This window comes from Massilia sp. MP_M2 (genome assembly GCF_039123635.1).
In the GTDB taxonomy this organism is placed as follows: Bacteria; Pseudomonadota; Gammaproteobacteria; order Burkholderiales; family Burkholderiaceae_D; genus Telluria.
In genome coordinates this window covers 40,109-65,662 of the sequence record NZ_JBCHJF010000014.1, presented here as the reverse complement: position 1 = coordinate 65,662, position 25,554 = coordinate 40,109, and the positions used below count along the sequence as shown (strand labels likewise).

13 protein-coding genes are annotated in these 25,554 nt (G+C 67.3%); 6 read left to right on the top strand and 7 right to left on the bottom strand.

All coding sequences use genetic code 11. The features are described 5' to 3' along the window. The first annotated feature begins 161 nt into the window (after positions 1 to 161). Positions 162 to 8,444 (top strand): GH36-type glycosyl hydrolase domain-containing protein, encoded by an 8,283-nt coding sequence (locus tag RCH14_RS22860; protein WP_343028402.1) that lies wholly within the window; start codon positions 162 to 164, stop codon positions 8,442 to 8,444. A 219-nt stretch (positions 8,445 to 8,663) separates the two neighbouring features. Continuing rightward, positions 8,664 to 9,818 (top strand): HAMP domain-containing sensor histidine kinase, encoded by a 1,155-nt coding sequence (locus RCH14_RS22855; protein WP_343028401.1) that lies wholly within the window; start codon positions 8,664 to 8,666, stop codon positions 9,816 to 9,818. A gap of 18 nt (positions 9,819 to 9,836) precedes the next feature. Here RCH14_RS22855 and RCH14_RS22850 read toward each other — a convergent pair whose 3' ends face one another. From RCH14_RS22850 to RCH14_RS22830, 5 genes are all read right to left on the bottom strand, one after another. Next, the gene (locus RCH14_RS22850; RefSeq protein ID WP_343028400.1) at positions 9,837 to 10,706 is read right to left on the bottom strand and encodes a PfkB family carbohydrate kinase; all 870 of its coding nucleotides are present in this window, start codon (positions 10,704 to 10,706) and stop codon (positions 9,837 to 9,839) included. Further along, on the bottom strand, positions 10,703 to 11,590 hold the full coding sequence (locus RCH14_RS22845) for a LacI family DNA-binding transcriptional regulator (protein WP_343028399.1): 888 nt from the start codon (positions 11,588 to 11,590) through the stop codon (positions 10,703 to 10,705). Before RCH14_RS22845 ends, RCH14_RS22850 begins: the two co-directional genes overlap by 4 nt. A 12-nt stretch (positions 11,591 to 11,602) precedes the next feature. Beyond that, on the bottom strand, positions 11,603 to 13,948 hold the full coding sequence (locus RCH14_RS22840) for a GH92 family glycosyl hydrolase (protein ID WP_343028398.1): 2,346 nt from the start codon (positions 13,946 to 13,948) through the stop codon (positions 11,603 to 11,605). A gap of 202 nt (positions 13,949 to 14,150) precedes the next feature. Beyond that, entirely contained in the window at positions 14,151 to 14,555 is a 405-nt protein-coding gene (locus tag RCH14_RS22835) for a RidA family protein (RefSeq protein WP_343028397.1), read from the bottom strand. 94 nt (positions 14,556 to 14,649) lie between these two features. Continuing rightward, positions 14,650 to 15,555 (bottom strand): LysR family transcriptional regulator, encoded by a 906-nt coding sequence (locus tag RCH14_RS22830; protein ID WP_343028396.1) that lies wholly within the window; start codon positions 15,553 to 15,555, stop codon positions 14,650 to 14,652. Positions 15,556 to 15,816: 261 nt separating this feature from the next. Here RCH14_RS22830 and RCH14_RS22825 point away from each other — a divergent pair, with 261 nt between their 5' ends. The 3 genes from RCH14_RS22825 to RCH14_RS22815 all read left to right on the top strand — a co-directional run bounded on the left by RCH14_RS22825 (position 15,817) and on the right by RCH14_RS22815 (position 21,041). Further along, positions 15,817 to 17,442 (top strand): CehA/McbA family metallohydrolase, encoded by a 1,626-nt coding sequence (locus tag RCH14_RS22825; protein ID WP_343028395.1) that lies wholly within the window; start codon positions 15,817 to 15,819, stop codon positions 17,440 to 17,442. A 114-nt stretch (positions 17,443 to 17,556) separates the two neighbouring features. Beyond that, the gene (locus RCH14_RS22820) at positions 17,557 to 19,413 is read left to right on the top strand and encodes a M1 family metallopeptidase (protein ID WP_343028394.1); all 1,857 of its coding nucleotides are present in this window, start codon (positions 17,557 to 17,559) and stop codon (positions 19,411 to 19,413) included. Then, the gene (locus RCH14_RS22815) at positions 19,410 to 21,041 is read left to right on the top strand and encodes a serine hydrolase (RefSeq protein ID WP_343028393.1); all 1,632 of its coding nucleotides are present in this window, start codon (positions 19,410 to 19,412) and stop codon (positions 21,039 to 21,041) included. The genes RCH14_RS22820 and RCH14_RS22815 overlap by 4 nt, the downstream gene beginning before the upstream one ends. Before the next feature lie 54 nt (positions 21,042 to 21,095). On the opposite strand, the gene RCH14_RS22810 is transcribed toward RCH14_RS22815, so the two are convergent. After that, complete coding sequence (locus tag RCH14_RS22810) at positions 21,096 to 22,676, bottom strand: trypsin-like peptidase domain-containing protein (RefSeq protein ID WP_343028392.1); 1,581 nt, start codon at positions 22,674 to 22,676, stop codon at positions 21,096 to 21,098. 106 nt (positions 22,677 to 22,782) lie between these two features. Next, positions 22,783 to 23,568 (bottom strand): methyltransferase domain-containing protein, encoded by a 786-nt coding sequence (locus RCH14_RS22805; RefSeq protein WP_343028391.1) that lies wholly within the window; start codon positions 23,566 to 23,568, stop codon positions 22,783 to 22,785. Positions 23,569 to 23,919: 351 nt separating this feature from the next. On the opposite strand from RCH14_RS22805, the gene RCH14_RS22800 reads away from it, so the two are divergent. After that, positions 23,920 to 25,554 carry a TldD/PmbA family protein gene (locus tag RCH14_RS22800; protein ID WP_343028390.1) on the top strand — a complete coding sequence of 545 codons (1,635 nt, stop codon included), beginning with the start codon at positions 23,920 to 23,922 and terminating at the stop codon, positions 25,552 to 25,554.

Genomic DNA, 25,554 nt, shown 5'->3' with positions numbered 1-25,554 from the left:
TTCAGCCCATCGGCGGGGTGTGTTCGTCAGCGCACAGTAACGACGCCCGTCTTTGCCTAGGATAAGATGAGCCGTGCGCGCCCAGCGTTTCCTGCCCTGATCCGTCCCGGACGCCACTGTGCTCCAGCGGTCTGCTGCGCACGCTTAGTCCCGAGGCCCCGTTGAACGTCAAGAACCACAACCTGCCCGCCGGGCAGCGCGCGCCGCATGATGCGACGCGTGCGACCGGCGACGATGCGCCATGGCGCGCAGCACCTCTCGGCGCGCTCCAGCGCGCGGAGCACGCACGCCAGTTGGCGGCACGTCACGTACTGCAACCCACCACGGCCGGCAAGGCCGCCGCCCAGGCCCTGCGCGCGTTGCTGGGCACGAACGCCGATGCCATCGCTGCCTCGTGCGACGCGCTCGACCAGGCCGCACGCGCCGGCTTTGCGCTGCCGCCTGCCGGCGCACGCCTGCTCGACCAGCACCACCTTCTTGACGCGCAGGTACGCCTGGCGCGTGACGGCTTGCGGCCTGGCGCCGCGGTCCTGCCGACACTGGCGCCGGATGGCGCCGTGCGCGCCTGGCGCCTGGTGCTCGACGTGGTCGCGCATGGCGATGGCCGCATCGACGCCGAGGAACTGGCGCTGTTCGTGAGTGCATACCAGGAAAGCGCGCTCCTGCGCATCGCCGAACTCGACGCGCTGCCGGCGCTGCTGCGCCTGGCCCTGATCGACAACCTGCGGCGCCTGGCCGCGCGCGCGGCGCGTGCCTGCGCTGCGCATGAACAGGCCGCCAGCTGGGCGGTGCGCCTGCTGGACACGGCCGAGACGCGGCCCGGTGACCTGATCCTCTTGGTGGCCGACATGATGCGCAGCGTCGAGGCCAATGACAGCTTCATCGCCGAACTGGCGCGGCGCCTGCATGGCCGCGGCGGCGCCGTGACCCAGGTCCTGGACTGGCTCGACGCACGCCTGGCCGATGCCGGCACCAGCATCGCGCAGCACACGCAGCGCGAACACAGCGAACAGGCCGAGGATGCCATCTCGGTCGGCAACACCTTGGCCAGCCTGCGCCTGCTTGGCGGGATCGACTGGCGCGCCTTCGCCGAGACGCATGACGCGGTCGACGCGCTGCTGCGCACCGACCCGGATGGCAGTTACGCCGCCATGGACGGCGCCACGCGCGACAGCTACCGGCACGCCATTGCGCGTCGCGCCCGCACTGCCAGGGTCGACGAAGTCGACGTCGCGCGCGACGCGCTGACGCTGGCCGGTACGCACCGCGCGCCGGGCGAAGGTGGCCTGGACGTGCGCACCCGCCACGTCGGCCACTACCTGCCTGCGCTGGCGCAGAAGGCGCACCTTGTCACGCGCATCGGGGCGGCCGCGGTCCTGACGCTGCTGTTGACGATATCCATTCTCGTCCACGCACGCCAGGGCGATGCCGGCGCGTGGCTGCTGGCGCTGATTGGCCTGCTGGCGCTGCCCGGTGCCAGCGCGTTGGCGCTTTCCCTGGTGCGCATGATGGAACGCTGGCGCACCCCGCCTGCCACCACGCCGCGCATGGATTTCAGCGCCGGCATCCCCGATACCTGCCAGACCGTTGTCGCCGTCTGCGCGCAGGCAGGTGACGCTGCCGCGATCGACCGGCTGCGCGAAGAGCTCGAAGTGCGCTACCTCGGCAACCGCGACCCGAACCTGCGCTTTTGCCTGCTGCTCGATCTGCCCGATGCCGCCAGCGCAACGCTGCCGGCGGACGACGCCTTGCTCGCGCAGGCGCGCGCCGCCATCGAGACATTGAATCGCCAGCATGGCCGTGACGGTGACGGTGAGGGTGACGGGCCATTCATGCTGCTGGCGCGGCCACGCACCTGGAGCATCGACCAGCAAGCCTGGATCGGCCAGGAACGCCAGCGCGGCCAGATCGCCGACCTGAATGCCTGGCTGTGCGGCGCGCGCGAACGCTTTCTGCTCGCCGCCGGCAACACCGGCGCTGGCGCCGCGATGCGCTACGTGATTGCACTGGACGCCAATGCCGGCCTGCCGCGCGACGCCGCGCGCAGCCTGGTGGCCGCGATGGCGCATCCGCTGCACCAGCCGGTGCAGGACGACAGCGGCCGCGTGCTCGAAGGGCACGGCATGCTGCTGCCGGCACGCGGTCCCGCGCCACCGGGCCATCGCGCGCCGCGCTTTGCCCGCATGGGCGGGGCGGTGCAGGACGCAAGCCACGGCTGGGTCGCGATCCATGATGTCGATGTCTGGCGCCGTGCCTGCGGCGACGTTCTGCACGACGATGGTCGCGCCTGGCCCGGCGCGGTCGAGCGCGATCGCCTGCGCGCCGGCGGCGTGGCGGACGTGCGCGTGGACGCACTGCGCACGCCAAACTACGGTGAGTACATGCTGCGCCGGCACCGCGCCGTGCGGGCGGCCTGGCAATCCGTGCACCGCCTCGGTCCCGGTCCCGATTACCTCGAGCACGCACCGGCGCGCTGGATGCTGTTCGACCAGCTGCGCGCCAGCTTGGTCGCGCCGGCGTCCCTCGCGTTGCTGATCTTTTGCTGGAGCCTGCTGGCTGCGCCCGTGTTCTGGACCACGGCGGTGCTGGGAATCGTGTTCGTGCCGACGGTCATTGGCCTGCTGGTGGCGCTGGGAGACCGGCCACTTGACGCACCATGGCGCCAGCACCTTGACGGCTGGGCGCGCGGCGCGCGCTTGACGCTCACGCGCGGTGCGTTGTGGGCGGCCTTCCTGCCGCATGCAGCGCTGGTCGATGCCCACGCCCTGGTGCGGGGCCTGTGGCGCCGGCACGTGACGCAGCGCGGCTTGCTCGATACGCAAGCGGGGGCAGTCCCGGGCCGCTCGCTGGAAATCAACGGGCGCGCCATGTGGTTCCCGCCGCTGCTGGCGATGGCCATCGCGCTGCTGGTGAGCTTTGCCAACCCCTACGCCCTGTTCGCCACGGCGCCGCTGCTACTGGTATGGTTCCTGTCGCCGGTACTGGCATGGTGGACAGGCCTGGTGACGCGCCGCAGCGTGCGCCTCGCGCCGGCGCAGGACGCGTTCCTGCGCGCGCTGGCGCGTCGCACCTGGGGCTTCTTCGAACGTCACGGCGTCGATGGCCATGGCCTGGCGCCACACGCCGTGCTTGAACACCCCGAGCCTGCCATCGATGCGCGCATCTCGCCCGATGGCATCGGCCTTGGCCTGCTGGCCACACTCAGCGCGCGCGACTTCGGTTTCCTGCCACTGGGCGGCCTGCTGGAACGCAGCGAGCGCGTGTTTGCCTCGCTGGCGCTGCTCGAACGGTGGCAGGGCCATTTGCTGCACTGGTACGACGGTGCGACGCTTGCTCCGCTCGAGCCACACTATGTCGATACCGCCGCCAGCGGCAGCCTGGTGCTGGCGCTGCGCACCTTCGCTGTCGGCATGGACGAACTGGCGGACCAGCCGATCGCCGCTGCGGCGCCCGACGGCATTCGCGCCACCTTGCTGGTCGTACGCGAGCACGCGCACGCTGCGCCAGCGTCTTTCCTGAACGTGCTGGACGACATGGACGGCGCCATGGCGCCCGAGCGCTGCCGCGCCCTCGACACGCTGCCGGGTCTTGTCGATTGCCTGCGCCTGGCGCTGGCCAATGCCGAGCGCCTGATGGCCAGCCTGCCTGAAGACGTCGATTCGCATGCCGACTCTGCGCTGGCCGCCTGGGTCGAGCGCTTGCTGGCACACTGCGCCGCGCAGCTGGACGACCTGTACGCGCTGGCGCCGTGGATGCGCGCAGTCCAGGAATACGTACTCGAGGCCAGACTGACACGCATCCCGACGCTGCGCGAACTGGCGCAGCTCGACGCGCCGACAACGGGCGGCGCTGGCCTGGCGGCATTGGTGGACGCGGGCCGCGCCTGCGCGCAGGCGCGCATCGAACGGCTGGCCGCGCTGGCGGGCGCCGCGCGCGACGCCGCGCGCATGGACTTCGGTGCATTGGTCGATTCGACCACTGGCCAGCTGGCCGCCGGCTACCACGTGCGCGACAAGCGCCTGGACAGCGACAGTTGCGACTTGCTGGCGTCCGAATCGCGCATGGCCAGCTTTGCCGCCGTGGCCCAGGGCCAGCTGCCGCAGCAGCACTGGTGGTCGCTGGGACGCCCGCTGCGCATGGCGGGTGCCAATACGCTGCTGCTGTCGCGCCGTGGCGCCATGGCCGACTTGCTGGCGCCGCAGCTCTGGATGCCGGGCTGGCGCGATACGCTGCTCGATGGCGCCGCCCGCGCGCTGGTGCGCGCCCAGGTTGCGCATGCCAAAGCCAGGGACGTGCTGTGGGGCTTTTCGTCATCGCGCTGCAATGCCGTGGACGGCGCCGCGCGCTACCGGTCCGGCCAGTTCGGCTTGCCCGCCGCCGCGTTGCAGCGCCAGCGCGATGACGACCTGGTGGCGGCGCCGTATGCCGCCGCGCTGGCGCTGGACGTGACGCCGGGCCTGGCCAGCACCAACCTGCGCGCCTTCGCGGCGCAAGGCATGCTGGGTGAGCTTGGCTTGTACGAGGCGCTCGACTACGCGCCGGCGCGCTTGCCGCAAGGCGAGCGCCAGATCGTCGTGCGGGGCTATGCCGCGCGCCACCAGGCGATGACGCTACTGGCGCTGGCCCGCCATCTGCTGGGTGAGCCGATGCAGCGCCGCTTCTGCCGCGATCCCGAATTCCGGGCCGCCCTGCCATTGCTGCAAGAGCCGGTGCCGGTCTCCGGTGCTGCTGCCGAACGACGCTACACCGGCGCAGCGGCAACAAGCCAGGGCGTGACCGCGCGCCCGTATGCCCGCGTGATCGGGAGCGAGCCCCCGGCGCTGCCCGAAGTCCAGCTGCTGTCCAATGGCCGCTATCACCTGGTCGTTGCCAGCGATGGCACTGGCACCAGTCGCTGGGATGACAAACAGATCACCCGAAGCGGCGCCGGCGAAACCGGCTTGATGTGCCACGTGCGCGACGTCGCATCCGGCCAGGTCTGGCCGGGCCTGTTGCCCGATAGTGAGCGCGAAACGGTGTTCTCCGAAGGCCGGGCCAGCGTGCGCTGTCTGGACAACGCTCTGGCCATGCACACCGATATCGTGGTGGCGCCGGACGACGACGTCGAGCTGCGCCGCATCCGCATCGTCAACCAGGGGCAGCAAGCGCTCACGCTGGAACTGACCAGCAGCGTGGCACTGGCCGGACCGGCGCTCGAGCCGGGTGGCCGCAGCCATGTCATGATCGAATTCGACGCCATCAACGACAGCCTGCTGTGCGTCACGGCGGCCGACGCCCCGGTCGTCATGCATCGCATGGCTGTGCGCGACATCGCGCCCGCATTGACGATGGAAACGGACCGCGCGCGCTTCATCGGCCGCGGCCACGATCTGCGCGCACCCCGGGCCATCGGGACTGGCGGCGCGTTGCCCGGCCTCGTGACCGAACCCGATGAACCGCTGCTGGCCTTGCGCCGCACCGTCACGCTGGCGCCCCAACAAGAGATCACGGTCGACCTGGTGCTGGGTGTGGCCGCCAGCCGGGCGATGGCGCGTGAACTGGCGGCCCGCTACAGCGCCGGCCATGCGGTCGACCGCGCGATCGACGCCGCCTGGACCCAGGCCCAGGCCTTCCTGCGCCGCATGGACGTGAGCGAAGCCGATGCGCAGCTGTGCAACCGCCTGGCTGGCTGCCTGCTGCAGCCGGTACCGGCCCTGCGCGCTGACCCGGCCGTCATCGCGCGCAATGTGCGCGGCCGCGCCGACCTGCTGGCCTGCGGCATTGATGGCGTGCAGCCGGTGCTGCTGCTCCAGCTGTCGGATGGCCCGGACACGGGCCTGGCGCGCCAGGTGCTGCAGGCGCATACCTACTGGCGCAATCGCGGCTTCGCGGTCGACCTCCTGGTGCTGTGCGACAGCCGCGCCGTGCGCGAGGGGGTGATGATGCTGGCCATGGCGTTGGTCGATCCCGACACCTTCGATGCATCCGGCGGCGTGCACCTGTTCCTGCGCGAAGACGTCGCGCAGGAAGACCGCATCCTGCTGCGCTCGAGCGCGCACGTGCTGCTGCTGTCTGGCCGTGGCGACCTGGCCGACCAGCTGCGCCGCGCTGCGCGGCCTGGTGTCGCCTTGCCGTCGCCACTCGTGGCCGGCGCAACCACGCCGTGGATGACGGAAGCATTGCCAACCGTGCAGCCGGAACGCGTGTTCGACAATGGCATCGGCGGCTTCACGCCGGATGGTCGCGAATACGAGGTGCGCAGCAGCGCCTCGGTGCCGGTGCCGCAGGCGCCCTGGGTCAACCTGCTGGCCAACCCCGGCTTCGGGTCTGTGCTGTCGGAACGCGGCCATGCGGTCACCTGGAGCGGGACACGCGCTGCGCGCCTGACTGCTGGCAGCGACGATGTCGCACCGCAGGACGGCGAAGCGTTCTACCTGCGCGACGAGGACAGCGGCGCATTCTGGTCGCCCACGCCGTGGCCGGCGCCATCGTCGGAACCGTATATCACCCGGCATGGCGTCGGCTACACCGTGTTCGAGCACGGCGCGCACGGCATCCATTCGGCACTGCGCTGCTTCGTGGCACCGGATGCGCCGCTCAAATACAGCGTGCTCCGACTGCGCAACGACAGCGATGCGCCGCGCCGCCTGAGCGTGACGGGTTTCGTGGCGTGGCAGCTCGACAGGGTCGACGCCACGCCCGGCCTGCAGGTCGTCACCGGCATCGACCTGGCCAGTGGCGCGCTGTTCGCGCGCAATGCGTTCAGCGACGACTTCCGCGACCAGGTGGGGTTCTTCCATGTCGACGCCGAGGATGTCGCCGCGACCTGCGACCGCGACGAATTCATCGGCCGCCAGGGCAGCATTGCGCAGCCGGCGGCGCTGGGCCGCAGCGGCCTGTCCGGCGCCAGTGGGGCAGGGCGCGCACCGTGCGCGGCCTTGCAGGTGCCGGTCACGCTGGCGCCAGGCGAAGAGCGCGAGCTGGTGTTCGTGCTGGGCGTGGCCGGTCCCGGCACGCTCGACGCCAGCCGCGAGGTGCAACTGCACGGTGGCGCGCGCGCCGCCGCTGCCGCGTGGGAGCGCCTGCGCAACTGGTGGGATGGCACGCTGGGCGCGGTCGAACTGCACTCGCCCGACGCCTCGCTCGACCTGCGCGTGAACACCTGGCTGCCGTACCAGGCGATCAGCGCCGCGTGGGGCGAGCGTTGCGTCGCTACGCGCCTGCAGTCGCTGCTGGCCAGCGTGCATGCCCGCCCCGAGCTGCTGCGTGACGCGTTGCTGCAGGCAGCGCGCGAATTCGCCACGGCGCAGTCCAACCTGCCGCCACCCGCGCTCGACGATTTCCTGTGGTTGCCCCATGCGCTGACGCGCTACCTGGCCGTGACTGGCGACCACGCGCTGCTGGCAGTGCTGCCATTTGGCGCCGATCCCGGCGAAGCAACGCGGCTGGCCGCGGGGGACGACCTGTACCAGCACTGCGTGCATGGCCTGCGCGGCTGCCTGCGCTTCGGCCAGCGCGGCCTGCCGCTGGCGGCGGCGCGTCTGCACGACGATGACGTGACGGGCCGTGTCGAAAGCGTGCGCACGGGCTTTTTCATGGCGACCGTGCTGCAACGCTTCGCCGACGTGGCCGACCGGCGCGGCGACTTCGGTTTTGCCACCACCTGCCGCGGCGCCGCGCTGGCGCTCAGGGCGCAGTGCGAAGAGCATGGCTGGGACGGCGACTGGTATCGCTGGACGTGGCTGGACAGCCGCAATGTGCTTGGCTCGATCGCCAACGCCGCCTGCCGCGTCGAGTTGTCGACGCAGGGCTGGGCCGTGCAGGCCGATGCCGAACACGGTGCTGCCGCGCTGCGCGCCGCCACGCAGCGCCTGGTCGACGAGGCGCACGGCGTCATGCTGCTGTGTGAGCCGGCGGTCGACGGGCACTGGAGCGAGCGCGTGGTGGCCAGCCCCGGCCAGGACCACGGCGCGGTCGCGCTGGCAGCGACGGGCTTTGCGCGGCTGGGCGACGCCTGCCGCGCGTGGCAGCTGGCCGGCATGCTCGATCCGCTCGCACCCGCGCCGCCACTGGCACCGGATTGCACGGCCGATGGCGCCGCGCTGCCGTACTTCCTGGCTGGTGGCGTGCGCACGGTGGCGCCGCACGTCGGCCGCGCCATCGGCGGCTTGCACACCGCCTCGGCCGGGGCTACCTGGCTGCTGGCGATCGAAGCGCTGCTGGGCGTGGAGCGCAACGGTTCGCGCCTGCACCTGACGCCGCACTTGGCGCCTGGCTGGGCCGGTTTCATCCTGCGCTACCGCTATCACAGCGCGATCTACGAGATCACGGTGCACGCGGGCGACGGCATGGAAGGCTTGCTGCTCGATGGCCAGCCATGTCCTGACTGGACGTTCGAGCTGCAGGATGACCGGCGCGATCATCGGGTGGAACTGTGGATTGCGGGGACGCCGGCCGGTGCATAGGGGGCTGGCGAGGGAGCGGCGCATGGCCGCCGCACCGCACCGCCCGGGGCGTGGTGGCGCAGCCACAACGGATGCTGAAATTTGCGGCATGTGGTGGCCGGGAGCGCGTTGGGAGTTGGCTGGCGCTATATAATGGAAGACACCCTGAAGCGCCATTTCCCTTCCCTTATTGCACGACCGACCGCGCTTGCCGCAGCCGGCGCTGACACCGACGACTGCATGACACTAGCCACTGACCAGAATGTTGATCGCCTCGGCATTTGTTCCACCGGGTTGCAATTCATTTCCATCCGCGACGCCGTCATGGACCGCTGGGAACGGGAAGTGCGCGCGCGCGTCGAGGGCGCCGAAAGTCTGCTGCGGCCCGTGTTGACCAACACGCTGCCAGCGTTTTTTGACAATATCGCCGAAGCCCTGAGCCCGGATCACCCGCGCACGCAGGCGGTGAGTGGTAACAATTCGGCCAGTGTCCACGGGACCGAGCGGGCCCGCATGACCCCGTTCGGCCCCGACCAGGTGGTCCACGAATACCAGATCCTGCGCGAGTCGATTGCAGTCGTGGCCAAGGGCAGGGTGTCGCTGGACGAGGACCACTGGCGCATCATCGACGCATCGATCAATGCCGCCATGCGCGAGGCAGTGCGCTCGTTCACGCAGATCCACGAAGATCTGCGGCACAAGATGGCGGCCGCCCTGTCGCACGACATGCGCACGCCGTTGTCGGTGGTCGCTCATGGCGCGCAGTTCATGACCATGACGTCCGACTGGGCGCAGGTAAAGAACGTCGCCGCCCGAATCGGCGCCAACGCCGACCGGCTCAACGAGATGATGGCCGAACTGCTCGACGCCCTGACGTTCCAGGGCGCGGCGAAGATCCCATTGCACCTGACGAACTTCGACATCCTGGGACTGACGCGCGAACTGGGCGAGCAATATGCGCATGGCCAGCACGGCACGCAGGTCGTCGTCGACGTGACCGGCGAGCCGGTCACCGGCCACTGGTGCCGCGCTTCGCTCTGGCGTGCGCTGGAAAATCTGGTCAACAATGCGATCAAGTATGGCGACGGCGGCACCGTCAGCATCATGGCGCACCAGACGCGCGGGCGTCTGATGCTGAGCGTTCACAACGAAGGCAATGCGATTCCCGAAGAGCAGCACAACCGGATCTTCGAGTACCTGCGCCGCGAAACGGGGCCTTTCTCGGCCACGGGCTGGGGCATTGGCCTGCCGTTCGTCAAGGCCGTGGGCGAAAGCCACGGGGGCAGCGTGTCGGTCGACAGTTCGCCAGAGCTGGGCACGACGTTCCTGATCGACGTCCCCGTCGATTGCCGTCCTTTTGTCGGTGACGGCGCCCAGCGCGCTATGTCGGACTGATGCCACGGCAGGGCGCGCTCAGCGGGTGACGGTCACCTTGCCGAGCAATGCCCGGACGGCGCCGAGGCTTGGTGCCTGCGTCCAGCCCACCCGGCATGCGGCGCCCCCTGCCGCCACCGCGAATGCCAGGTGCGCGTCCATGCCCGCCTCGGGCCACTGCTGCAGCGAGTAAATCAGACCAGCCATTCCTGCATCACCTGCGCCCAGCGTATCGACGACGTCGAGCACGGGCGCCTTCGCATGCCACGTCTGCGCGCTGTGATACAGCGACGCCCCACCATCCCTGCGCGTGAGCAGCACCAGCGCTGCCGGATTGCGTGCGCGCAGGCGCCCCAGCGAGCCAAGCGTGTCGTGGCTGCGAAACAGCGCACGCAGGTCGTCGTCGGCCACCTTGATCACGTCGGCCAGCTCGCTCATGCGTCGCAGCGTCGCGTCGTACGCTGGCCCCATCAGGTCATGCCAGTGCGGGTCATAGCTGATGCGCAGCCCGTGCGCTTTCGCCTGCTCGGCCAATCCGATCAGCGTGAGGTCGAGCGGTCCGCGCGCCAGGCTGATGCTGCCGACGTGCAGCCACTGTACCTCTTGCTGCCAACCGGACGGCATGTTGGTGGGGTCGAACAGCAGGTCCGCCTGGTCGTCGTGCGGCATGCCGGCCCGCTGCAGGTAGCGCAGATCCAGCCCCTCCGCCTCGCTGGCGCGCCACAGCGCATCGCCAGCCACGCAGCAGCTGATGGTGCCGGCAAAACCGCTGGCTGCGCCCAGCGCCGCCAATGCACGCGCCACGTTCCAGGTCGGGCCGCCGGCGTGGCTGCGCTTCGTGTCGCCGTCCCGGCGCAGCCGGTCGATCAGCGCTTCTCCCGCGCAGACAATGGCCGCGGGCGCAGTCATCGCGCCTCGCCGGTGCTGCTCTCGCGCGCCATCAGCCGTAGCGTGAGTGTCTGTTCGAGGTCGCATCCGGTGCGCTTGTCGAGCAGCAGGTCCACGCCCATCCGGCCCAGCAAATCCTTGTCGATGTTGATGCTCGAGAGCGGCGGCAGCGCAGCTGCGGCGGCGCTGATGTCGTCGAAGCCGACGATGGCGATGTCATGCGGGACCTTCAGGCCGCGCGCCAGGCAGTGGCGCATCGCTGCGAGCGCGGCGCTGTCGTTGTAACAGAACAGCGCATCGGGCCGCGGCTCGCGCGCCAGCAGGGCGTCGAGCGCCCCGTGCAGGTTGTCCTGCGTGTCGCCGATGCTGGGCAGCTGGATTTCAAGATCGGGATCGGCCAGCATGCGCGCCTCGAACAGGGCCTTGCGAAAGCCGCGATAGCGCTCGAGGATGCTGTGGTGCGACAGCGGGCCGGTGAGCATGGCGATGCGGCGACGTCCCAGCGTGATCAGGTGGCGCGTGGCCAGGTAGCCGCCCAGTGCATGGTCGGGATTGACCGAGCGGTAGCCGGGCAGGCGCATGTCGAGCAGCACCAGCGGCTTGCCGGTGTTGTGTAGCGCAGCGACCAGTTCCGGTTCAAAGAAGCCGGCGCACAGCAGCGCGTCCGGCTGGTGCAGGCGCACCAGATCCAGCATCGGCTCGGCCGGGCCGACCACGACGAACGAGAGCGCGATACCGCGCCTGCGGCAGGCATTCTCGGCGCCGTGCAGCACCGGCAGATAGAACGGACTGGCCGCCTGCGTGTTGTGCTGGCGATGCAGCAGGAAGGCGATGCGGCGAATCTCGCCCTGGCGCAGGTTGCCGGCGTCGTGCCCCTGCGCGCGCGCGATGTCGTGAATCGGCATCGACGGCGCCGGTCAGTACGCGCTTTGCGTGTACGGACGCGCGTCTTTCGACGTGCCCCAGTCCTTGTTCGGCGTGGCCTGCATCGTAAACACCAGTTCACCGCCGGCCGTGATGTCCTGGTGGCGCAGGAAGGTGCGCACGAGCGGCTTGCCGTTCAGGGTCACGCGCCCGACGTAGCCATTGGTGGCTGACAGGTTCTCGGCGCGCACGGTAAAGCGCTTCCCGTTTGGCAGGTTCAGCGTCGCCTTGTCGAGGAACGGGCGGCCGATCACGTACTCGTTGCTGCCCGGGGCGACCGGATAGAAGCCCAGCGCCGTGAACGCGAACCAGGCCGACATCTGGCCCAGGTCATCGTTGCCCGACAGGCCATCGGCCTTGTCGCTGTATTGCGTGGCCATGATATTGGCCAGGCGTTCCTGCGTGCGCCATGGCGCGCCAGCGTAGTTGTACAGGTAGGCGACGTGGTGCGACGGCTCGTTGCCGTGGGCATAGTGGCCGATCAGGCCCGAGATGTCTTCCATGTGGGCGTACAGGTTTTCGTCGACCTTCGCGTCGAAGACTTCGTCCATCCTGGCCACAAGCTTTGCGTCGCCACCGAGGAAGCCGATCAGCCCCGCATTATCGTGCGGCATGTACCAGGAGTACTGCCACGCGCTGCCCTCGGTGTAATCGCTGCCGAAGTTCGACTGCGCCGGATCGAACGGTGTGCGGAATTCACCGGTGGATTTGCGGGCGCGGATGAAGCCCGTGTCCTGGTCGAACACGTTGCGGTAGTTCTGGGCGCGCCGGTAGTAGCGCGCGGCGACGTCTTTCTTGCCCATCTTCTCGGCCATGCGCGCGATGGTCCAGTCGTCGTACGCGTATTCGACGGTCTTGGAGGCCGCTTCCTTTTCCAGGTCGATCGGCACGTAGCCCAGCTTCATGTAGTGTTCCAGCCCGCCGTACGGGCCGTATTCGGCGCTGGCGGTCATCGCGGCCAGGGCCTTGTCGGCGTCGAAGCCGCGGATGCCCTTCATGTAGGCGTCGGCGATCACGGGCACCGCGTGGTAGCCGATCATGGTCCAGGTTTCCAGGCCGTGGAACTGCCACACCGGCAGCACGCCATAGGGGCTGTGCTGCTGCGAGGCGATCAGCGAGTTGACGAAGTCGGCGTTGCGCTGTTCGGGCGCGACGATCGTGAGCAGCGGGTGCAGCGCGCGGAAGGTGTCCCACAGCGAGAAGGTCGAGTGGAAACGGAAGCCCTTGGCCTTGTGCACTGCATTGTCCGGGCCGCGGTAGCTGCCGTCGAGGTCCATGAACAGCGACGGCGCCAGCATCGTGTGGTACAGCGCCGTGTAGAACTGCGTGCGCATCGGCGCCGGCGCGTCGACCTTGACGGCGCCCAGTGCCTCGTCCCAGGCCTTGCCGGCGCGGCGGCGTTCGGCGTCGAAGTCCCAGCCCGGCATCTCGGCCAGGTTGGCAATCGCATTGTCTTCGCTGACGGGCGAGAGCGCGACTTTCACCAACAGGGTGCCGTCGTTCGGCACGCCGAAACTGAAGTCACCCATCAGCGCCTTGCCTTCGACCAGCGCCCGGTCGCCCGGCGTCTTGCCCGGCTGGGCAAAGCCCTTGTACTCGACCGCTTCTTCGCGGTTGAGCAGCTGGCGCGTGTCGATCGGGCGCGAGAATTGGATCGCGAAGTACAACTGGCGGCCCGGCGCCCAACCGCGCGTCTCGCGCATGCCGGTGACGGTGGTGGCGTCGCGCATGCGCAGGCGCGACCACAGGTTCTTGCCGTCGTGGTTGTAGATGCTGGTGCGCAGGTCGAGCAGTACCTTGGCTGGCTCGCCGGCCTTGAACTTGTAGCGGTGCAGGCCGACACGCTCGCTCGCGGTCAGTTCCACATCGACGTTGTGGTCTTTCAGGCGCACGGCGAAGTAGCCGGGTTCGGCCTGTTCCTGGTCGTGCGAAAAGCGCGAGCGGTAGCCCGAAAATGGCCGTTCCGGGTAGCCCGGCTCCAACTTGGTCGCGCCGCTGTAGGGCATCAGGAGCACGTCGCCCAGGTCCGAGTGGCCGCTGCCCGAGAAGTGCGTGTGCGAGAACCCGAGGATCGAGCCGTCGTCGTGGTGGTAGCCGGCGGCCCACGGATAACTCTGGCGGAAGTGGCGGTGCTGGGTATCGGGGCTGAGCTGCACCATGCCGAACGGGCGGCTCGCGCCCGGGAAGGTGTGGCCGTCGCCGCCGGTGCCGATGAAGACGTTCACCGCCGCGGCCGGGGAGCCCGGTTCGGCTGCCTGCAGGGGCGCCGCACTAAACAACAGGACCGCGATCGCGGCGAGGGGACGGGAAAGGAATTGGGGCTTGAAACAAGCTGTCATTGGTGTCTCCACACGTGGCGGGAGCGCAAAGCCCGCCGCCTGTTCTTGATACGCTGCGCCAGAGGCATGCGAGCGCGCGAAGCGATGCTGTCAACGCGCGCGCTCGAGCCTGTATGCAACTTATAAGTGGAGTCAGGTATCCCGGCAATCATTACCGGATTTTACTGTGTAGTTTAGCCAGTTTACTAAACGACGCGGCAGGTTAGCGCCGGTCGATCTTGGCGACGGCTTCGATTTCGACCAGGGTACCTGGTGACGCGAGCGAGGCGACACCGATGCCGGTCAGGGCGGGGCGGGGCAAGCCCAGGTACTGCACGAGAATCGGCGCCACGGTATCGAGGTGCTCGCCGATCTCGCCGCGCACGTAGACGCGCAGTTGCAGGATCTGTTCGACCGACGAGCCGGCAGCGTCCAGCACCGTGAGCAGGTTGCGCGCCGCGCCTTCGGTCTGCGCGGCCAGCGTGGTGTGCCTGACCTGGTAGTCTCGGTCCCAGTCGACCTGGCCGGACACGAACACCAGGCCGGTGTCATGGTCGATCGTGGCGTGCGACAGGCCGTGCGGCGCGCCGTCGTACAGGGCAGGTGGGTTGATGCGTTCGATGGTCATGGGGCGTTCCTCTGAAGGTGGCGGTAATCGGCCAGCATAGACAGGCCGGCCCCGCGCAGCAATCGTGCGCCGCTTGTAGCCGATACAAGCGGGGCTAAGCCGGGGCCTGGGCCGCTGCCGCCAGCCGCACCCTGACCCGCGCCAGCATCCACATCATGAACGGATCGTTCTGCGCAGTCGGGTGAAAGGCCGCGACCACGCCATAACCGGGCGGATACTTGGGCAGCGCAATCTCGTGGATGCCGTCGCATGGCAGCAGGCGCGCCGGCATGAAGGCCACCATCGCCGATCCCCTCAGGTATTCGAGCGCCATGAAGAACGACGGCGCCGATGCCACCACGCGCCGCTGCAAGCCCTGGCGCGCGAACCAGCCATCGGCCGATCCCGTGAAACCGGGCCCACCAGGATTGGTGACGATAAAGTCGTGCGTCACCAGTGCGGCCAGCGACATCGTTCCGGCGTCGGCCAGCGCGCGCTCGGCCGTCACGCAGCGGTACTGCTCGAGAAACAGCGGCATCGATACCAGGCCAGGGGCGGCGATGCCTTCGGCCGTGAAGATCACATCGATCTCGCCCTGGTGCAGCTTGCGTGTCAGGGAGCTCACTTCGAGGTCGACCACCGCAATCTTCACCTTCGGCGCTGCGCGGCGCAGGTCGCGCACCAGATCGGCCACGATCACCTTCTGCGTGTAGTCGGTGCCGGAGACCACCAGCGTGCGCTCGACGTCTTCCGGCCGCACGCTTGATGGCAGCGGAATCGCATGCAGGCTCGCCAGCACCTGCGCGATATGCGGCGCGATCAGCCTGGCGTACGGCGTGGCCGCCATGCCCTGGCCGGTGCGCACGAACAGCGGGTCGCCCAGGATGGTGCGGATTCTTTTCAGTTGCAGACTGACCGCCTGCTGCGACACGTCCAGATGTTCGGCCGCCGCCGAGATGGTGGCAAAGCGCGCGAGCGCGTCGAGCGTGCGCAGATGGGAGATATCGAGTTTGTCGATCATGCAGCAATATAACGAAAAGCGGGGGTCAGGTCTGACATTCGGACACGATCTCGACAGTCGCATAGTCGGAACTAGCTGGCCCCGGGCCATGCAATGCTGAGCAAGACACCATTGGAAGTGGCTAAAGCTGAGGTCGTGTCTGAATGTCAGACCTGACCCCGGCTGTGTGAGTTTGAAACTCATCAATGAACATGATCAGGATGACAACCGTAGCACGCATGGCGCAAGGTGACAGGGCGGGTAAGTTGCAAGCTTGTCATCATGAAAACTGCATATCTGCCCATTCTCGCCCTGTCGTTGTGCTGCAGCCAGGCCAGCGCCAGTCCTGCCGAACACCAGGAGTTTGACGCCACGCTGTACGCGCCATTCCACGCTGGCGCGCTGGCGGCACGCACGTTCACGCTGACGTTCGCGTATCCCGGCCTGGCGCAGCCGGCCAACGTCCACTGGCGCGTCGAGCTGCGCGCGCCGGGCGGGCGCATGGTACTGCAGTGGCGCGGCCAGGTGACGCTGACCGGTGACGAGATCACGGTGGCGGTGCCATGGTCGGGCCGCCTGGGCAAGCGGCCGGCGCCGGACGGCATCTACCGCGTGCACCTGCACGCGCTGATGCAACACGAGGACGCGATCAGCCAGGAATGGGAGATCGCGGTCGGCACGCCGCGCGCACTGGCCACGCCCGCCTTTGCACCGCTGCCCGGCGCCTTCATGCCGGGGGCAGCGCCGGCACCGGGCGCGTTGCCTTATACCGTTTGGCTGGGCAACCTGCACAGCCAGACCAACCACAGCGACGGCGGCGCCGATATCGCCAACTGCCGCAGCGCGCAGCGGCCGCAGGCAGGGCGGTATGGTCCGGCCGACGCTTTTGCCTATGCCCGTGGACGCGGCCTGGACATCCTCGTCGCCTCGGAACACAACCATATGTTCGACGGCTCGGCAGGCAGCGCGCCCGACGCCGATCCAGTCGCAGCCCGTGCCCTGTACCACGCGGGCCTGGCCGCCGCTGATACGTTCTCGCTGCAGCATCCGGGCTTTCTGGCGCTGTATGGCCTCGAATGGGGCGTCATCGAGAAGGGCGGCCACATCAACATCTTCAACAGCGACGAGTTGCTGGGCTGGGAGACGAATGCCAACGGCGCGCCCTTCGCCGACACGGTCACGCCGCGCAGCGATTACGCGGCGCTCTACACGCTGATGCGCCAGCGCGGCTGGGTGGGCCAGTTCAACCATCCGGCGCCATCGGGCCAGTTCCAGATGGGGGGCGTGCCGCTTGCCTATACCGACGATGGGGCTGCGGTGATGGTGCTGTGCGAAGTGATGAACACCAGTGCGTTTTCGAACAATGTGACCGAGACCGAAACCCGCCGCAGCAGTTTCGAAGGCGCTTGCAACCGCCTGCTCGAAGCGGGTTACCGGCTCGCCTTCAGCACCAATCAGGACAACCACTGCGCCAACTGGGGCGCATCGTACGCCAACCGCACCGGGGTGCTGCTGCCATCAGGCGTAGCGCTGAACCGCGCCAGTCTGGTCGACGCCCTTAGGGCGCGGCGCGTGTTCGCGACGATGGACAAGGCATCGCAACTGGTATTGACGGCCAACGGCCACGTGATGGGCCAGCAGTTCTCCAACCGCGGGCCGCTCACCCTGACGGTGAATTTCGCCAGCCTCGCTGGCCGGCAGGTGGCGGCAGTGGCGATCATGGAGGGCATCCCGGGCCGCAATGGCGACGTCACGCGCCTGTCGCAGCAGGCCCAGACCACGTTCACGCCGGCGCCGGGAGAACACTTCTATTATGCGAAGGTCACGCAGGACGACGGCAATGTGCTGTGGTCCGCGCCGGTGTGGGTGACGCAGGCAGCGTTGGCGGCTTCGTCAGCGACGCGCTAAGCGCTGCCGCTTTCGGTCTCCGGCACGTTCCCCGGGCGCTTTCGCCGGCCCGGCGCCCATGCTATTCTGCTTCCGCCCTCAGCCCGGCCGGGCTGCCATTACCCGCGAGAGACCATGAATAAAAGCACCCTGCTGCGCGCCACCACCGCAGCTTTCCTGGGCGCGTGGAGCGCATACGCGTTCGCGCTCGATCCCCTCAGCTACGCCAAATACGACCAGGTCAAGACCACGGCCCTGCACCTGGACCTGAAGGCCGACTTTGCAAAGAAAAGCCTGGACGGCTACGCCGAGCTGACGCTGAACTGGATCGACAAGAAAGCGACAACGCTCGACCTGGACACGCGCGAGCTGACGATCTCGAAGATCGAAGCGCAGGACGCGAAGGGCGCCTGGCGCAAGGCCGACTACACGCTCGGCAAGTTCGATGAAGAGAAAGGCCAGCCCCTGCAGATCAAGCTGCCGGCCCGCCAGACCCGCGTGCGCATCCATTACCGCACCGCGCCAACGGCCACCGCACTGCAATGGCTGCAGCCGGTGCAGACCATGTCGGGCAAGTACCCGTTCATGTTCAGCCAGTCGCAGGCGATCAATGCCCGCTCGTGGGTCCCGATCCAGGACACGCCGGCCGTGCGCTTTACCTACACCGCGCGCATCCAGGCGCCGGAAGGCCTGCGCGTGGTGATGAGCGCCGATAACGACATGAAGGCAACCGGCAAGGGCGGCTGGAAATTCACGATGCCGCAGCCGATTCCATCGTACCTGCTGGCGATCGGCATCGGCGAGCTCGAAGCGCGCACGCTGGGCGGCCGCACCGGCGTATATGCCGAGCCGCAGCGTATCAAGGCGGCCGAATACGAGCTGGCCGACACCGAGAAGATGGTCGCGGCGGCCGAGAAGCTGTACGGCCCGTATCGCTGGGGGCGTTACGACATGCTGGTGCTGCCGCCATCGTTCCCGATCGGCGGCATGGAAAATCCGCGCCTGACCTTCCTGACCCCGACCATGATCGCGGGTGACCGCAGCCTGGTCGACCTGGTGGCGCACGAACTGGCGCACAGCTGGTCGGGCAACCTGGTGACCAATGCGACCTGGAAGCACTGGTGGCTCAATGAAGGTTTTACGACCTACGTCACCACCCGCATTCTGGAAGAAATCTACGGCAAGGAAGTCGCGCTGATGAACCTGCAGCTCGAGCAGGAAGAAGCGCTCGAGATGCTCAAGGATCTGCCGCCGGCGAAACAGGCGCTGGTCTCGCGCCAGCCTGACACCAACGCAGCCGATTACCCCGACACGTCGCTGGCCTATCCGAAAGGCGCCTGGTTCCTGCACACGCTCGAGCAGCGCGCCGGCCGCGCCGCGTTCGATCAATTCCTGCGCGGCTGGTTCGACCAGCACGCGTTCCAGAGCGTGACCAACGAGCAGTTCATCGCCTACCTGCGCGCGCAGCTGCTGGCCAAGAATCCCGCCATCATGAGCGACGCGGAGCTCGACGAGTGGATTCACGGCCCGGGCATCCCGGCCAGCGGGCAGCGCGCCGTGTCGCAGCGCCTGGCCAAGCTCAATGCCTCGATCGACGGCTGGACGAAGGGCACGGTATCGACCACGCAGTTGAGCGCCAAGGACTGGAATGCCGTCGAGTGGATGAAGTTTCTGAACGATATCGACAAGAAGGCCGATGCCGCCAAGCTGGCGGAACTCGACCGCGCCTATGGCCTGGCCAAGTCGACCAACAACGAAGTGGCGTTTCGCTTTTACCGCGCGGCGGTGCACGCCGGCTACCGCGACGTGCGCCCGGACATGGAAGCATTTCTGATGAGCGTGGGCCGCCAGAAGTTCGTGGTGCCGCTGTACGCCGCGCTGCGCGAAAAGGCCGAGGACCGCACTTGGGCCGACGGCGTCTACAAGAAGGCGCGCGAGCGTTACCACCCCGAGACGCAATCGAGCGTCGACAAAGCGATGGGCAAGCCATGATGACGCGTACTTCCAGCGCACTCCTGACACACATCGCCGGCGCGGTGCTGGTCGCGTTCTGCGGCGCCGGCCTGGCCGTCGCGCAAACGGCGGCAGCGCCAACCACCACGGCAGCAGTCCCAGCCTACAACCTGGACGCCGACGTCCAGCGTGTATTGAAAACCTTCGACGTGCCGGGCATCGCCATTGCGGTGGTCAAGGACGGCAAGGTCGTCGTCACGCAGGGCTTTGGCGTGCGCAAGCTGGGCGATCCGACGCCGGTCGATGGCAAGACGCTATTCGAGATCGCGTCCAATTCCAAGGCCTTTACGGCCGCCGGCCTGGCGATGCTGGTCGACCAGGGCAAGTTGAACTGGGACGACCCGGTCATCAAGCACTTGCCGGACTTTCGCATGTACGACAGCTACGTGACGGCCGAGATGACTGTGCGCGACCTGCTCACGCACCGCAGCGGCCTGGGTCTTGGCGCCGGTGACCTGATGTGGTGGCCGACCTCCACCTTCACCAGCGACGAAATCATCCACAACCTTCGCTATATCAAGCCGGCGACGAGCTTTCGCAGCAGCTACGCCTACGACAACCTGCTCTACATCGTGGCCGGCAAGATCATCGCGCAAAAGTCCGGCAAGGACTGGGGCACGACGATGCATGAGTGGATCCTCGATCCAGTCGGCATGACCGCCACCACCACCAGCCTGGCCGCGCACACGGCCGGCATGAACGTCTCGGCGCCGCACAGCAATATCAATGGCAAGGCGGCGGTCGTCAAGCCGATGCCGGTGGCGAACGCCGTCGGCGCGGTGGGCATCAACACCAATGCCGAAGACATCGCGCGCTGGATGAACGTGCTGCTCGATAACGGCCGCCTGCCGACGGGGGCGGGCGGCAAGGAAGTGCGCCTGTGGTCCGACAAGCAGGCACGCGAGATGTGGACGGCGCAAACCCCGATGGCGATCAGCCAGCCCAAGCCGCCGCTGGCGGCGACCAGGCCCAACTTCATGGCCTACGGCCTGGGCTTCCAGCTGCGCGATTACCAGGGCAAGCTGGTGGCGATGCACGGTGGCGCTCTGCAGGGCTTTTATTCGCGCGTGCTGCTGGTGCCCGAAGCAAAGCTGGGCATCGCGATCTTCACCAACGCCGAAAGCGGTCCGTCGCTCAATGCGCTGCAATACCGCCTGCTCGATGGGTACCTGGGCGTGGCGCCGACCGACTGGATCGGCCGCATCGCCGCCATCGCGAATGAAGCGAGCGCGAAGGAAGCGGCCCGCATACAAGACGAAGGCGCCACCCGCGCGAAGGCCTCAAAACCATCGCTGGCGCTGCAGGAGTACGAAGGCGAGTACGAGGATGCGTGGTACGGCAAGGCGACGATCCGGCGCGCCGGCAGCAAGCTGGTGATGTCGTTCGCGCGCACGCCAGACCTGACGGGCGAGATGGAGCACTTCCAGCACGACACGTTCATCGTGCGCTGGAAGGAGCGCAACTTCAACGCGGACGCGTATGCGACGTTCTCGCTCGAACCCGACGGCACGATCGAGCGGCTGCGCATGAAGCCCGTATCGACCGAAACGGATTTCAGCTATGACTTCCAGGACCTGCTGTTTACGCCCGTAAAGAAGGCGAAGTAAACGCATGACGCCCGCAGGCCGGTGCGGGCGTCGTCATGGTGGTGGCAGCACGTCTTACCGCTTCTGCCACACCTTCATCATGTCGTCCGAGCCTTGCGAGCGCACGCCGTTATCCGACAAGATCGCCTCGGTCGCGTCCAGCGTCGCCTGCCGTGGCAGGATCATCGTCTCGCCATAGCGCTGATCGAACTTCATCACCACCTGCTCGTCCTTCAGGTCGCGCAGCACGGCCACCAGATGCGCCAGGCTGCGTACCGGCTTGCCATTGACCGATTCCACGACCGACCCGAAGCGGTTGCTGTAGCCGCTCACCAGCTTGTGCGGGAAGAACGGCGCGCTGATCACGACCAGCTCTTCGCGCTCTGGCGTGGGCGAATCGCCGCGCTGCGTCACGAGCGGACTGGCGTTGAACGCATACGCATTCATCCCCGGCGCGCTGCCGCTGACGAAGGCCATGAATTCGCTGCTCGCGCGCGAAAACACCACCGGGCCGTAGATGAAGTACGACGGATAACCGCCATCCAGGTCCGGGATCAGGAGTGGCCGTGCGCCGGTGGCAGGCACCTCGACCTTCATCGGCTTGCCGCCGCGGATGATCGTCATCGGCACCTTGCCGTTTTTCGCCACCTGCTGGATGCGGTACTGGAAGCGCACGCGCAGGCTCGAACCCAGCTTGACCATCGCCTGGTTGTCGATCGCATGCTCGCCGATGTGGGTGATCACGTCCCACTCCTTGAGCGGCCAGGCGGCGTCGGTGCGGTACGGCCGGTGCACCACCGCGCCCTCGACCGACTTGTCGAGCTTGAGGTACTGGCGCAGCGCCGGGCTTTCCAGCGTCTGCACGCTGTCATGCAGCAGCGGCTTGCCGTCGTAGGTGCCGTCGGCCACGTCGCGCAGGAACAGTTCGATTTCTTCGTTCGGGATCACGTAGCCGATGCTCTGCGCATTGGTCACGTTGGCGAACGCCAGGCCGATCATGCGCTCGCCGGCGATCACCGGCCCGCCGCTGTTGCCCGGGTTGATCGGCGCATCGATCTGGATGCGCAGGCCCGAGCTGAACGCGCCGTAGTTGACGAATTCCACGCGCGAGATGATGCCGGTGGTGGTCGAGAGCGAATTGCCGCCGACCGGGTAGCCGTAGGCGAACACCTGCTGGCGCACGTCCGGCAGCACGGCCGCGCGCGGCACCGGCGGGCGTTTGTCGAAGAAGCTGGGATCGTCGAGCTCCAGCACCGCCAGATCGAGCCCGCGCGCCAGCGCGATGACCTTCGCCGAGACCTTGTCGCCCGACTGGCTGGCCTGCACCTCGACCTGGCTGGCGTAGCCCACCACGTGGGCATTGGTCAGGATGCGCTTGCCCTCGATGATGACGCCGGACCCCGTGACGGCCGCCGGTGCCGACTTGGTCCAGGGCTTGTACGGGTCGGGCCGGCGCACGGTGGCAAAAATCTTGACGACCGAGTTTTCAACGGCAGGCAGGGCCGGGGCGGGCGTGGTGGTGCGCGCTGCGGCCGGGACTGCGGGGGTGGGAACGGCGGTGGCGGTGGCCGGCTGGGCCTCGGGCGGCGCGGCTTCCTGGGCGTGGAGTGCGCCGGAGACTGCCAGCGCGAGAACGGCGAATCGCAAAGTCTTCATGGTTTCCTTCGGTTGCGCGAGAGGGCTATCAACCGGAAGAATATACACGTGCGCCGCAAAAGAACATACGGGGAAGGCCTTGGCCTTCCCACGTCATGCAGGCTGCTTACTTCTTGACGAACTTGAGCGTCATGCGATCGCTCTCGCCGATCGCCATGTACTTCTCGCGGTCCTTGTCCTTGTTGGCCAGCACCGGCGGCAGCGTCCAGACGCCTTTTTCATGGTCGGCCTTGTCCTTCGGATTGGCGTTCACTTCCGATTTGGCGGCGAGCTTGAAGCCGGCCAGGTCGGCCATGCGGATCACATACGCTTCGTGCATGTAGCCGCTCGATGCCTTCGCATCCTGCGTCATCTTGGCTGGCAGGCGGTGCTCGACCACGCCCAGCACGCCGTTTGGCTTGAGGACCTTGTGGACTTCTTTCAGCGTCGTGACCACGGCTTCGTCGCCGGCGCCCAGCCAGTTGTGCAGGTTGCGGAAGGTGACGACCATGTCGGCACTGCCCGGCGCGCCCAGCTCGAAGCGGGTCGGCGGCTCGAACACGACCGGCATGACCTTGTCGTAGACCTTGGCGTCGGCGGCCAGTTTGTCGCGATAGGCCTTGCCGCCGCGGGACTCGGGCGAACCGGCAGCGCCAATCAGCTTGCCGTTATCGCGCAGGTAGGGCGCCAGGATCTCGGTGTACCAGCCGCCGCCCGGCGAGAGTTCGATGACCGTCATCGTTGGCTTGATGCCGAAGAAGGTCAGGGTTTCGTAAGGGTGGCGGAACGCATCGCGCGCCTTGTTGGCAGCGGTGCGGTGTTCGCCGGCGATGGCGGATTTCAGGGCGTCGTCCGCGTGCGCGGCGCCGGCCATGCCGGTTGCCAGCATTGCGGCCAGGATCAGTCGTTTCATCGTGCGAGGTCTCCATGATGGTGGACGACGGGCGGTGCGCCGTCGTCTCTGCGCTGATGATCCGGGAGGCACGGCGCACAGTCAAGCGTTCGTCACATATGCATATGCTGCGAGTGTTCGCGCCCGTATTGACGGGATGCAGGGAGAAAAGAAGCTGCGCAAGATACGTACAAATTTGTGCATTAAGGTGGCATAACATTTGCCTATTCAAAGTCTTAAGTTACTGCTAAGGTTGCGCGGTTTGTCACGTTTTCATCTGTCATGAAACCAGAGCATAAGAGCTGTAATTACAAGAGCGGCCCGAGCTGTTTGCGGAACCGCTGCCCGGACGAAGGTTATTCAGGAGATCTCATGGAACGCCGTACCTTTCTTAATCTCAGCAGCGGGGTAGCCGCCTCGATGCTGCTGCCTTTCGGACGCGCCATCGCTGCCGAAGAGCTCACCAGCAGCATGCCAGTGGCCGCCAAGAAGGCGCTGGCCGATGTCGCGCTCAACGCCGCCACCAAGGCCGGCGCCAGCTACGCCGACGTGCGCATCGGTCGCTACCTCAACCAGTTCATCACCACACGCGATCTGAACGTCGAAAACGTGGCCAACACCGAGTCCGCCGGCGTGGGCGTGCGCGTGATCGTGAATGGCGCCTACGGCTTTGCCGCGACGTCCGACATGTCGACCGATGGCATCGCCAACGCGGCGCGCCAGGCCGTGGCAATCGCCAAGGCGAACGCCAAGCTGCAGACCGAACCGGTGCGCCTCGCACCAGTCAAGGGCGTGGGCGACGTTTCGTGGAGCACTCCGATCAAGAAGGACTGGCGCACCGTGCCGATCGCCGAGAAGACCGACATGCTGATCGCCGCGAACAAGGCCGGCATGGAAGGCGGCGCGAACTTCATGCAGTCGATGCTGTTCCAGGTGAACCAGCAGAAGTATTTTGCCTCGACCGACGGCTCGTATATCGACCAGGACGTGCATCGCCTGTGGGCGCCGTTCTCGGCCACCGCCGTCGACAAGGCCAGCGGCAAGTTCCGCTCGCGCGACGGCCTGAGCTCCCCGGTGGGCAAGGGTTACGAATACTTCGACGCGCGTCCCGAGCACAAGATCAAGGCAGCCGGCGGCATCGCCACGCTGTACACCGAATCGTATGACATCGTCGAGGATGCCCGCGCCGCCGGCCGCGACGCCAAGCGCAAGCTGACCGCCAAGTCGGTCCAGCCGGGCAAGTACGACCTGATGCTGGCGCCCGAACACCTGTGGCTGACCATCCACGAGAACGTCGGCCACCCGACCGAACTCGATCGCGTGCTGGGCTTCGAAGCCAACTACGCTGGCACCAGCTTTGCCACGCTCGACAAGCTGCAATCGAAGACCTTCAAGTACGGCGCGCCGATCGTCAACATCTTCGCCGACAAGACCACGCCAGGCTCGCTGGGCGCCATCGGTTTCGACGACGAGGGCGTGAAAGCCAAACGCTGGGACATCATCAAGGACGGCATCCTGGTCAACTTCCAGGCCACGCGCGACCAGGCTCACATCATCGGCGAAAAAGAATCGCATGGCTGCTCGTATGCGGACGGCTGGAACACGGTCCAGTTCCAGCGCATGCCGAACGTCTCGCTGGCACCGGGCAAGACCAAGCTGACGCCGGACGAGATGGTCAAGGGGATCAAGAAGGGCATCTACATCGTCGGCGACGGTTCGTTCTCGATCGACCAGCAGCGCTACAACTCGCAATTTGGCGGCCAGCTGTTCTACGAAATCAAGGACGGCAAGATTGGCCAGATGCTGGAAGACGTGGCGTACCAGTCGAACACCCAGGAATTCTGGGGCGCCTGCAGCGCCATCTGCGATGAACGCGACTGGCGCATGGGCGGCTCGTTCTTCGACGGCAAAGGACAGCCGCCGCAGATCAGCATCGTCTCGCATGGTTCGTCGACCACGCGCTTTAACGGCATCAATGTGATCAACACCGCTCGCAAGATCGGCTAA